This window comes from Streptomyces sp. NPDC002133 (assembly GCF_040296405.1).
GTDB lineage: Bacteria > Actinomycetota > Actinomycetes > Streptomycetales > Streptomycetaceae > Streptomyces.
The window spans coordinates 121,933-133,615 of record NZ_JBEOXF010000006.1 but is presented as its reverse complement, the minus strand read 5'-3'; the positions used below and the strand labels follow the sequence as shown (position 1 = coordinate 133,615).

General features: G+C 72.1%; 7 protein-coding genes. 1 reads left to right on the top strand and 6 read right to left on the bottom strand.

Annotation, left to right across the window (positions count from 1 at the left end; all coding sequences use genetic code 11):
* Positions 1–148: 148 nt before the first annotated feature.
* The 6 genes from ABT078_RS10065 to ABT078_RS10040 are packed head-to-tail and all read right to left on the bottom strand — an operon-like array spanning position 149 to position 11,011.
* Entirely contained in the window at positions 149–2,917 is a 2,769-nt protein-coding gene (locus ABT078_RS10065; protein ID WP_351225813.1) for a lantibiotic dehydratase, read from the bottom strand.
* A 30-nt stretch (positions 2,918–2,947) separates the two neighbouring features.
* Complete coding sequence (locus tag ABT078_RS10060; RefSeq protein WP_351225811.1) at positions 2,948–4,555, bottom strand: SagB family peptide dehydrogenase; 1,608 nt, start codon at positions 4,553–4,555, stop codon at positions 2,948–2,950.
* 39 nt (positions 4,556–4,594) lie between these two features.
* Positions 4,595–6,613, bottom strand: coding sequence for a TOMM precursor leader peptide-binding protein (locus ABT078_RS10055; RefSeq protein WP_502981190.1), 2,019 nt, complete (start codon positions 6,611–6,613; stop codon positions 4,595–4,597).
* A complete protein-coding gene (locus tag ABT078_RS10050) occupies positions 6,603–8,840 on the bottom strand; it encodes a TOMM precursor leader peptide-binding protein (protein WP_351225809.1) in 2,238 nt (745 codons plus the stop codon). Before ABT078_RS10050 ends, ABT078_RS10055 begins: the two co-directional genes overlap by 11 nt.
* A 4-nt stretch (positions 8,841–8,844) precedes the next feature.
* Positions 8,845–10,797, bottom strand: coding sequence for an AfsR/SARP family transcriptional regulator (locus ABT078_RS10045; protein ID WP_351225807.1), 1,953 nt, complete (start codon positions 10,795–10,797; stop codon positions 8,845–8,847).
* A gap of 10 nt (positions 10,798–10,807) precedes the next feature.
* Entirely contained in the window at positions 10,808–11,011 is a 204-nt protein-coding gene (locus ABT078_RS10040) for a hypothetical protein (protein WP_351225805.1), read from the bottom strand.
* A gap of 327 nt (positions 11,012–11,338) precedes the next feature.
* On the opposite strand from ABT078_RS10040, the gene ABT078_RS10035 reads away from it, so the two are divergent.
* A complete protein-coding gene (locus tag ABT078_RS10035; RefSeq protein WP_351225803.1) occupies positions 11,339–11,584 on the top strand; it encodes a ribosomal protein L7/L12 in 246 nt (81 codons plus the stop codon).
* The last annotated feature ends 99 nt before the right edge of the window (positions 11,585–11,683 follow it).

Below are 11,683 nucleotides of genomic sequence, written 5' to 3'. Positions count from 1 at the left end.
GGATTGGCGGCGTAGAAGATGTGGGTGGCCTGCCAGGCCCCGGCAGTTCCGGTACCGGTATCGGGTGCGGGTCCCGGTGCGACGGTGGCGTCGGACCCCGAAGCGGCACCCTCGGTGCCTTCGGTGTGGGCGTCGGCGGCGGTGGCGGTCATCCTCGGCTCTTCCGTCGGGTGGGGACAGCGGTCTCCACGGCCAGTTCGGCGACATGGCGGCCCCGCTCGGACATCACGTGAAGGGCGTCCTCGTCGGGCAGCATCTCGCGGAAGACCACACGGGCCTCCGCGGTCTTGAGCAGCCCTTCGAACGCCGTCAGCGACAGGGGGCTGTCGAAGTCCAGGTACTGCGGTTTGGCGCTGGTGGCGCCCCGGGATCCGCTGTCGGAGACCGTCGCGAAGACCCGGTCCGGCAGCCGGTGTGCGCGCCGGAACGCGTGCCAGCCGAGGAACCAGTCCTCGTCAACCACCCCGGGTGACTGCAGCGGAAGCACGGCCGCGGGCGCGCTCCAGCTGCGCCGGCTCAGCACGACACTGCCGTGGCGTACCCGTGGCCTGCGGGTGACCCCCGTTGAGGGCTCGCTCTCCGGGACACCGCCCCAGACGTTCACCGGAGCCATCGAGGTGGGCGAGAGCAGCAGCAGTGTGCGGGGCAGTTCGGGCAACGCCAGCGGCACCAGATAGCCGAGATAGACCGGGACCACCTGGCGGCCCAGCCGCTTCGACCGCAGGACGAGCAGGTCCGCCTGCTCGTCGTGGGCGATGTACAGGTCGTCCAGGTGGAGACTGAACTCCTCGGGAAGCGTGGCCGTCTCGCCCGGACAGACGATCTCGTACTCGGTCAGCCTCCCGTGCAGATTGAGGTTGCTGGTGACCGGTCCGCCGGTGACCTCGGCGAGCACGGCACCGTCCGGGCAGAGGTCCGTGGCGCGGCGCAGCAGCCGCTCCTCGAGTCCGTCGAAGCAGTGGGCGAACCTGCTGAACGGGAACGACACACCGCCGTAGGAGCGGTTGAGGACGACCAGTGGGTCACCGCTGCCGGCGACGGCGAGCTGGACATGGTGGCTCATCGGGGCGAACGGCTCGGTGATCGTGGTGAGTTCGTCGGACACGTCGGTGAGGAAGGTGTCGTCGAGGACGATCTCCTCGCCGTCCTGTCCTGCCTCCCACAGGGTGCGCATCCGTGTCACGAAGGTCTGGCGGGCGGCATCGAGGGCCTTGAGCTGGGGCAGGCCCAGCCAGTTCTCCTCCGGAACGTACTCTCCCGCCGCGTCGAAGGCGGTACGCCGGGCGGTGAAGGAGATGTACTGGTCGAAGAAGTCCTCGTGGAAGTCGTGCACCAGCTTCAGCAGGTCGTCGCAGCGCCCGCCCTGGCCGTACCGGGCGAGGAAGAAGCCCTTGAACGTGATGCGCTGGGGCAGGGTGAGGTCGAACGCGGGCAGGATCCGCTCCACCGCGGCAAGCGGGGCGGCCGCGGACCGCGTCCATGTGTCCAGGGCCAGTTCGCCGCCGCGGCCGGCGGCCGCGTCCTCGTAGAGCACCGTCTGCGGCACCCTGCCGCGTTCGGCGCCCAGTTCCTCCTGGATGGTGCGCAGGTCCTCCCGCAGCCGTGTGAGCAGCCGGCGCCGGCCGGCCGGGTCCGCGTCCGTGAAGCTGTCCACGCAGGCGAGCGGCGCGTCGAGGCGGTCGGCCAGTTCTGCGGCCCACGGGCGGCCGAGTTCACGCAGCGATCGCTGGAAGGCGCGCAGCGGATCGACGTCGTGGACGCCGGTGCGCAGGCTGGGCACCTGGACCATGCCGAGGTCCAGCAGCGCCCGCAGATACTGCTCGGCCTCGCCGGGCGGAGCGCCGCGGTCCGCGGCGAGCCAGTCGGACAGCTCGCCGTAGCGGAGGCTGCCGCGCTGTTCGAACAGTCCGATCAGCCGCTCCAGGGTGCCGCTGCGGCGCAGGAAGAACAGCCGGTCCTTGACCGCGTCGAAGGTGACGGCGGTGTCGTCGTCGCCGGTGGTGATCCAGCGGCGCACATAGCGCACCCGGTCGTCGTCGCGGCCCCATCCGGGTGCGAGTGCCACCGGCAGGTCCGCCCGGCGGGCCGGGTCGGCGACAACGGCCTGGGCGAGACGGTCGAGCGCGGTCACGTTGAGACGGGCACGGCTCGTCCAGTGCTCGTCGATCCGCAGCCCCAGCCCGCTGCCGGCGCCCGTGCCGGTGCCGTAGGCACCACAGGTACCGTCGGCGTCGCCCGACTCGATCGACTCGACCGACTCGACCGACTCGACCGACTCGACCGACTCACCGAAGGTGTCCGTGAACTCGCCGGGCATCACTCCGGTGAAGGTGCTGAACGGGCTGGTCTTGCAGGCGGTGCGGTACAGGTACGACAGCAGCGAACGCTCCATCTTCCGCTGCTTCTTGGTGAGCGCCCGGGTCGGCTGCGCGGCGAGCTCCCGCAGATAGCCGTCGAGCTGCGCGTCGAGCGTGGGGGACGCGAGCAGCAGGCCGTTGCGCACTCGCTCCTCCTCCGCCAGACGGCCCAGCGCGGCGCGACTGCGACCGGTCTCGGCCGCCAGCAGCGCGGCGCCTGCCGCGCGGAGCGCCGCGAGTGCGTGCCGGTCGGTCAGCCACCGCTCTAGCGCCCCACCGGCGGCCGCGTCCAGCGCGGCGACCTGGGTGACGGCGGCGTCCGCGTCCCGCGGCAGCCGGTTGTTGAACACCTCGCGGCGCAGTTTCAGCAGCATCCGCCGGGACGCCTCGTCCTCGTTGCGGCCGATCAGACCGTGCAGCAGATCGCCGACCGCCTCGCCGGCGGCACGCAGCCGCTCGGACTCGCGCAGTACGTCGTCCGCCCAGCGGCGGCTGTCGGGACAGCGCAGCTCTCGCACGGTGTCGACGGGCAACCCGGCGACGCGGAGCATGAACGGCATCGTGGTCCTCCCTCTACCGGTACCCATCGGTCAGGCGATCTCGTACCGGAAGTCGGCGGGGGCGGGCCGCTCATTGCCGACCATCATGATCAGCAGCGGGTACTCGCCCGTCTCCCCCAGGCCGAGTTCCTCGATATAGGAGACGTTGTCGAACCCGAGCGCCACACCGCAGCCCAGCTGCAGGGCGGAGGCTGCGGTGTAGAGGCTCTGGGAGATCGCTCCGATGGCCGCGTTGACCAGCCGGTAGCCGCGGTCGCCCACGGCGTCGAGCACGGCGGTGGTGCGGATCGTGGGCACCAGGACCGCTGCGGCCTGCTCCAGGTTGTAGTTGGCCAGGAAGTAGTTCTTCTGCAGGAACTCTCCGGGCGGGCCCGCCTTGACCAGCCGGAGGGTGTGCGTCGCCGGATCGTAGGCGTAAACCCCGGCGGCCACGCCGTCGACATGACTGACGAACGCGTAGAGCGCCGCCAGTCGGCTCGTGCCGGTGTCGCCGCCGAGCGCGGCGCCCCTGGCCGCTGCCGACAGGCACGATGCCAACTCTTCAGCATCCATGGGGCGTTGGGCGTCGAAGCGGCCGAAGCTGCTGCGGCGCCCACGCAGCGCGGTGCGCACATCGGTGTCCAGCGGCCGTGGGGCGGGAAGCGCCACGGCCGGCCTGTCCGCCCTGGCGGCGGGGGCCTCCGCCGGGGCGAGCGCGTCGAGGGCGGGCCGCTCGGCGGCCCGCTCCGACGTGACGGCCTGCATCCTCGTCACAGCGTCGAAGGTGAGGACGGTGCGCGATCGCTCCACGTCGCGGCGGCGGACCTCCGCCGACTCCGTCATGGAAACGGGAACGGACGCGGGAGCGGGCGCGGGCGGGGCCTCGACGCCCTTCCAGCGCAGCGGCACGACCGCGAACACGCCCTCCTCCTCGGTGCGCAGGCCGAGCAGCCGGGCCAGCCGCTCCTCGTCGAACCACATCAGCGGCTCGACCGACAGGCCCTGCGCCCGCGCCCACATCCGCCAGGTCTGCACCACGGTCCCCACGTCCATGGTCACGGCGTGGAACGAGAAGGAGTTGTACTTGAACGCGTTCTGCCAGTACTTGATGCCCAGCACCAGGAACTGGTCGGTGTCCGCCCCCGGGGCGCCGCCGCCGAGCGCCTCCCGTACCTCACCGGAGACATCCCCGGTGAGCAGCCGCTGCATGGCGTGGTGCCGGGTCGCGTAGTAGTGCACCCCGGGCGGTACTGGTCCGCTCGGGCCGCAGACCCAGTAGACGCTGACCGGGTAGAGGCCGCCGCCGGAGGCGGTGCCCCGCGACCAGTTGGCCAGCGGATAGAACGGCAGCGCGTCGAGGTCGGTGTTGGCCTGCACCCCGAGCCGGCGGCCGGTGAGGCCGTAGGAGTCCCGCAGCATCCCTGACAGGGTCGCCAGGTCGAACGCCCCCTCCGGGGCATCAGCTCCGGGCCCCGCCAGCCCACGGTCCAGCGTCGCACCGGCCGGGTAGTCGCACGCGGGCAGCGGCAGGGCGTCCGCGCCCGGGTAGAACTTGGTCTTGCGTGGGCCGTCGGCCCAGTTGGGGACGAAGTCCGCCGGGGGCATCGGGACCCGGCCCCGCTGCATGATCGCAGCGGCGTAGTCATGGGCGTACCCCATGGTCTGCTCCTTGTCCGTGCAGTGCCGGGCCGGGCCCGGTCAGGGGAAGGGATGGGGTGCGGGGTTGAGGTCGGCGGGGACGAGGTCGCGCTCGCGCAGCCCGGCTTCCCGCAGTGCGGTGCGCAGCCGGGGCATTCCGAGGGCCCGCTGGCGTGTCCAGCCGAAGTCGATCGGCAGCAGCCCCGGCACCAGCACGCTGACGGTCCGCAGGCCCATCTCCCGCTGCTCGGGCATGGTCTGGTCGACGACGATCACGTCGAATCCGGCGCCGGTGACGGTGTCGACGCAGCGGGCGAGGTCGTCGCGCAGATCGGCCGAGACGGGCGGCACCGAACCGTTGCCGTAGAGGGCGGCCATCGAGTGGAGAGGCCGGCGGGGCTCGCCGGGCTCACCGATCAGGAAGTGGGCGTGCCGGCCCATCTCCGGCACGCCGTAGGCGAGGGGATGGTCGTGCAGCGCCGCCACCTGGGAGAAGTCCTCCGCCATCGCGCGCAGCCGCTGTTCGTCGCGCTCGGTGCGGCCCTGGAGGTTGACCGCGTCGGTGGCGATCTCGCACAGCGCCCCGGCCAGGGCGGCCTCGGGGTCGAGTCCGGCTCCGGCACCGAAGCACATCCGGCCCAGGCCACCGTCGTGGCGGACCGCGACGGCGGTGACGACCGGGATGGGGAAGGAGATCCGGGTGTCGAAGAACCGTGCCTCGTAGCCGTACATCGCGAGCCTGTCGACCATGTGGCGGGTCGCGGGCCGGCTGCTGGTGCGCGGGTCGATCTCCGGGAGCCGGGCCTGCCCGTACCAGGTGAGCAGGAAGGCGTCCCGCTCGACGACCTCCATCAGGCCGAAGTAGACGGCTTCCTCCAGGCAGCCGCCGGAGGCACAGCCGTTGGAGCTCTCCTGGACGAACCGGTTCTCCAGGCCGGGCGCGTGGTAGTACGTCAGCACCTCGGGCACCAGGACCGGCCGTGCGTCGCGCAGCGACCAGCCCCACACCCAGGGGAGGGCGCGGTCGGGGGTGAAGGGTTTCACGTGCGGGTTGGCGCGGTGGAAGGCGTCGGAGTACAGCCCGCACTCCCGTGGGTCGAGCGCGTGCTCGCCACGCGCCCGCAGCCCGTCCAGTGAGTCGTGGACCTCGGCGCGCTTGGCACGCGAGCGCATGCCGGCATACCGCTCCAGTCCTTCCAGTACGCCGATCCGTAGGCTGTCGCCGAAGGTGTCGGCATGACCGCCCCAGAACGTCTCGCGCAGATAGGTGCCGGACCGCATGGAGAAGCACCCGATGGTCGCGGAGGTGGACGTGGAGGACACGTCCAGGACCACCGACGGGCCGAGCGAGCCGCACACGGGGTTGGCGAACGCCTCGACGGACAGGTCGTAGTCGTCGATGTCACGGATGCGGAAGCTGCCCGGCCCGGTCTTCGGCGCGGGGTGCAGGGTCAGCGCGGCCGTTTCGGCCGTGTCCTGCTCGGGTTCGGCGCAGCGCGGGCACTCCGGATCGGATACCAGCGGATAGTGGCGGACCGTCAGGGATCGCAGGTCCACGAGGTGTACGGGCGGGAAGCCGCCGGTGTCCGGCCCGCCGCTGGAGGTGAGGGCGGCGATCAGTGCGGCCAGCGCGTCCGCCGTGAACGGCGTGACGTACGGGGACGTGCCCGCCGCCCTGGTGCCGGAGCCGAGTTCCAGTGCCTCACGCAGCGCGATGGACCGCACGGCCTGCCAGCGGCGCTCCAGGCAACGCACGCATGGGCGGCGGCCGTTGCGGCCGGCTCCGGGGAGGGGCCCGACGACGGCGTGGTGCCCGTAGATCCGGACGGGTACGGGCCCGGCGGCGTCCGGGACCGCGCCTGCGGAGGCGCGCGCATCCGTGACTGCGGGCTCGACGGTGGCGGGGATCGCCTGCGGGGTGTCGGCCGCGAAGGCGTTGTGCGCGCCCAGCACGGCGACGTCGAGGGGCGTGTCGGCCGCGTGCAGGGCGAGCGTGCGGTGGAGCATCTCGGTCAGCTCCTGGCAGGACCGCTCCCAGACAGCTGTGGACCCGGTGGACTCGGTGGGTTCAGCGGGCATCGGTGCCGTTCCCATGGCCGGCGGTGAGCAGGATCCGCGCAGTGTGGATGCCGCCTGCGGGCAGGTCGGCGGGGGTCGTGGCGACGTACAGCACGTCCCGCCCCGAGGTGCGCAGGCGATTCAGCACCGCGTCGAACGTCGTTCCGGGCGCATCTGCCGCAACGGGTGCGGCGGTCACGACGATCGTGCCCGCGGCCAGGTCGGTGACCAGCGGGTCGCCCGTGTCGATCTCCCCGTCGACGTCCTCGGCGGTGTCATCGGCCGCGAGCTGCACCTGGCCCAGCAGGTCCCGTAGTGCGGCGCACGCCGCCTGACGGCGGTTCAGGCCGGCGGCCACCGCCCAGCGGGCGTCGCCCCCGACACCGCTCTGTCGCGCCAGGACCACCTCGGCGGAGGAACGCGCGCCCTCACCGAGGTCCAGCAGCTCCGCCTCGAGGCCGAGATTGACGGCGGACCTGAGCAGGAAGACCAGCTCCGGGTCCTGGTCCTCCCCCGGGATGACCGGCGCGACCGGTGTGCCGCCCCGCACCGCTCGCAGCAGCGCGTCGTGCGCCAGCGTCGACAGCAGTCCGCGTCCCGCCGCCTCCTGGGCGCTGCCGCCCGCGCCCGCACCTGCGGAACTCGCGAGGACCACCCGGTCGCGGTTGTAAGGGCCGAACGGGCGCACCGCTGCCGCCGGCACCCGGACCTGCTCCTTGGACAGCAGCGAGGTGGCGGCGACCCAGGCGGTGACATCGGCGGCGGTACCGGTGCCGCTGCCTGTGGTGAGCGACTCCGGCCCGACGGCGGGCAGTTGCTGCGCGTGCGCGGTACCACGCCGCACCGGCACCACGTGCTCGACGTAGGTCTCGGCCGCCGCGTACATGGCCCTCATCCGTGCCCCGGCGAGATGGTGCACGTCGAACGCGGCGATGGTGCGGCGTACGCCGTTGCCGACGGCGACCTGGACGCGGCTGACCTTCAGCGGGGTCTGGGTGAGGGGTTCGTCGTCGAAGCGGCCGAAGACGCCGGCGAACGGGCGGACCAGGGCGTTGCTGATGCGGTTGAGCTCGTCGACGACCGCCTCCGCCTCGCGGGCGGTCTCCACCGTCGCGGTCTCGGGGAGAGCGAGCGCTCCGGGAGCCTCGGGCAGGGGCTCGGCCTGCGCGTGGGCGGCGCAGAGCGTACAGCGCGGGTGGGGCTGCACCGGCTCGGCGACCACGTCGAGCGACTGGAGGTTCTGCACGAGGATCTGACGGTCCGTCTCGGCCGGCAGGGCCCCGGTGGCGATGCGGAAGATCTCGTAACCGAGCAGGTTGCCCACCATGGCGGCGACCGGGCCGAACAGCGGGCCCCGTCCGAGCGTTCCGGCGTCGGCCGTGGCACCCGCCACCTCGCTCCACACGCCGGCCGCGGCGCCCGCGTCGTGGTTGCCGCCCAGCCGCAGCACTGCGCACGACCAGCAGCCGGCCGAGCCGGCGGTGCTCAACGGCCCGACCACGGCCAGCTCGCCGAAGGTCCACACCGGGATCAGGGTCTTCCCCCCGGGCACGCCCTCCCTCAGCAGCCGGTGGACCCGCGCAGCGGCGCCGGCGCCGGTCACCAGGACCGCGTCGTACTCCTCCAGGGCCGGCCAGTCGGCGTCGAGAGCCACGGCCTCGATCCGTACCGGGCAGCCGTCCTCGGCGGCCTCGGCGGCCTCCGCCGCCACCTCCGCGGCATCACCGGCCACGGCGATCCGCGCGCAGCCGTTGCGCACCAGGCTCAGCGCGCACCAGCGGGCCACCGCGTCGTCGCCGAGCACCGCGACAGCAGTCTCACGAAATCGCCCGAAGCGCCGCGGAGCCTGGTCGGTGTAGTGGTCGACATAGGCGATCTGGGCGCCGAACCGGCGGGCCACGGCCTCGTCCGGGCCGCTCTCCGGGCCGTCGTCGCTCTCCGGTATGTCCCGAGCGAAGCCCCGCTCGTAGAGCGTCTTGACCAGCTCGGCCGCCATCATCTGCTGCTGCGGGCCGAAACCGGCGCAGATCTCGGCCAGCCGGTGCAGGCCGGTCAGGTGGGGCACCATCAGCGACGCGAAACGGTAGGCCGTACGGCCTGTCAGGTGGAAGCCGCCGTCGGCGTTGTGGAAGAGCACTCCGCCCGGGGTCCGGGTGAAGAGCACATCGCGGCGGATACGGGGCCGTGTTGCGGCAAGAGAGTCGAACACCGGTCTCGCGTCGTCTGCTTCGATGACATCGGCAGCCATGACCTCACACCTTCTGCGTGGGAGAGTTTCGTCGCGGGTCTTTTCTGCGCGCGTAGACGCGCAGCAGTTCATGCGTCCGGTACGGGCCCGGAGGTCCTTCTTCGAGCAGGCCGGCGTCGGCCAGCCGCTCCAGTACGTCCTCGGTCTCGCCGACGGGCAGCCCGAGCAGCGCCGAGCAGTCCGTGGCATGGAACTTCTCCTGGCCGAGCCGGCCGACGTGCAAGAACGCCTCGGCCGCCTGCGGACCGAGCCGGTCGAGCGCCGACGCGAGCACATGGCCGACGGACAGGTGGGGCGATCCCGGCAGGGACAGCCCGGCGAGCGGGTCCTCGCCGAGCCATTCCGCGCAGTCCGCCAGCGACAGCGCCGGACGCGTCAGCAGCCGCGCCGTCACGATGCGCAGGGCGAGCGGATAGTGGCCGCAGGCCTCGGCCAGCTGCCTGGCCGCCTCCGGTTCGGCGGCCACCCGGTCGGCGCCGAGCGTCGCCTGCAGCAACTCCAGGGACTCCTCCTCGTCGAGCGGCGCGAGCCGTTGCACCCAGCCGCCATGGGTGGCGATCAGACCGGCGAGACCCATCCGGCTGGTCACGACGGTCGCAACGTCCGGTCGTAGGTGCAGCAGGGGCCGGACCTGGTCCGGGTCCACGACGTCGTCGAGCACGAGCAGCGCCCGGCCGACCGGTTCCGACTCCCGCAGCGCGGCCGTCACCGCCCCGGCCGCCTCGGCCGCGGTGCGCGGCGTCCCGTCCGGGCGAACCATGCTCACGAACAGCCGTCCAGCGGGAAATCCGTCGCGCACCAGATGGGCCACATACTGGGCGAGCGCCGACTTCCCGATGCCCGGCGCCCCCGACACCAGCACCATCACCGGCTCGGGGCCGCCCTGTTCCCCAAGTCGCGCGGCGATCGCCGCGGCCTCGGCGGCCCGGCCGGTGAACGACGGCACCACCGGCACCGCAGTGACGAACGGCGTCTCGGCGAAAGGCGCCTCGGACGCCGCGACCGTGTGCCCGGTGCGGCCCGGGTCGGCCGCGCTGCCAGGGTGGCCCACCACAACGGACGGCCCGCTGCGACGGGCCGTGCCGGCGGTCCCCACAGCCGTCCGATCGGCGTCCGCCGTGGGAGCGGCCATCAGTTCACCGCGGACCACGGCCGCTCCTGCGAGCGCCGGCCGGAGGGAGACGGCACGTTCCTGCCGTTCACCGGGCCTGCGGCCCAGGTCTTCCCCGCGCAGGATCGCCAGCTCCAGCTCCCGTAGCGCGGGAGAGGGATCGACGCCCAGCTCGGAGCGCAGATACTCCTTCACCTTCCGGTACTCGGCCAGCGCCTCGGTCTGCCGCCCGGTCCGGTAGAGCGCCTCGATCAGCTGCTCGCGGAAGCGCTCATGGCCGGGGTAGGCGCGGGTGGCGCTCCACAGCTCGACCAATGCGTCACCGGAAAGGCCCAGTTCGAGCTGCAGGTCGCAGACGCGCTCCACGGTTCGCAGCCGCTCCTCGGAGAGCCTCGGTACCTCGTCGCGCTGCAGCACGTCGGACCGGACATTCGCCAGCAGCGGACCCTGCCACAGGGTGAGCGCCTCCCTCAGTGTGTACAGCTCCATGTCCCGGTCGTGAGCGGCTCCGGCGGCGAACCGCATTCGCTCCCGGAAGTCGATCAGATCAAGGGCGTTCGGCCCGGCGGTGATCCGGTAGCCGCCGGGCACGGCCTCGATCGGTGTCTCGGTCACGCCGTGCTTGACGAACAGCCGGCGCAGGCGCAGCACACAGGTCTGCAGAGCCGCTCTGGCGGTGGCCGGCTGCTCCTCGCCCCACATGGCCCGCTGAAGGTATTCGACGGAGACCACGGTGTTGGAGTGGAGGAGGAGCGAGGCCAGCAGGATGGTGGGTTTCGATGGGGGCAGGACCACGGTGCTCGGACCGTCACAGATGCTCAGCGGTCCGAGGAGCAGAAACCGCATCGCCCTTCGCCTAGTCCCAGCCGTTGACTTGCTTGCACAGGGCGAGCACCGGCTCGGGCAGCACGACCCCCTGCCGCGCCGCGGCCTCCACGCCTCTACAGAACGCCTGGGCCGCTTCCTCCTCGAGACCGTGGCCGCCGGTGTGGTGCTGGGACGCGGCCTGCGGCGCCGGGGATCCGGGAGCGGGGCTCGCGGTGGCAACACCGGCAGACATGACGAGCGTTGTGGCCGCAACACCCAGCGCAAAAACGGCACGCACACCGCGGGCGCGCTTGTTCGCAAGTGACATCAGGTACACGTCTGCTCCCTGTGGCTCACGTAATGAGGGTTTTCCGCCAGGTGCGACCTTGCCAGCACCCGGGCGGCCACAGCGGCCGGGAAGTTGTCAGCATGATGCACCGGCCGCTGCAGCTTCGTGTCACCGCAGCAAGACGCGCGTAGCTGGAACACCTGGACGGGCGCACGCGCATCCTCCTCGGAACGTCGACAACGAGCCTCGCCGTATGCTGCAGACCGGCTGCGGACGGAGGGGCCGGACACGGTGAGCGATTCGTTCTTGCTGATCTGCGACGACCAGCCGCACAGCGTCGTTCTGACTGCCCCTGGCCCCCGGGCCATCGAGGTCGTGAAGCTCCTCCACAGGCGGACAGGGCTGAGTTCGTGGCGCTGCAAGGCCCTCTTCGGACAACTTCCCGTGACCGTCCTCGAGAACGTGCCGGAGGAAGTCGCCGACGCCGTCGCCAGCGAACTCCGTGGAGCAGGTGATCGTGCCGAAGTGAGGCGGTAGGGGTCCGGCACGGTCCTCGCCACAACAACCATCGTTCAGGGCGCCGTGCAGCGGTCAGTTGGTGGCGGATCGTGACGTTCGCACCGCGGGCGCGGATAC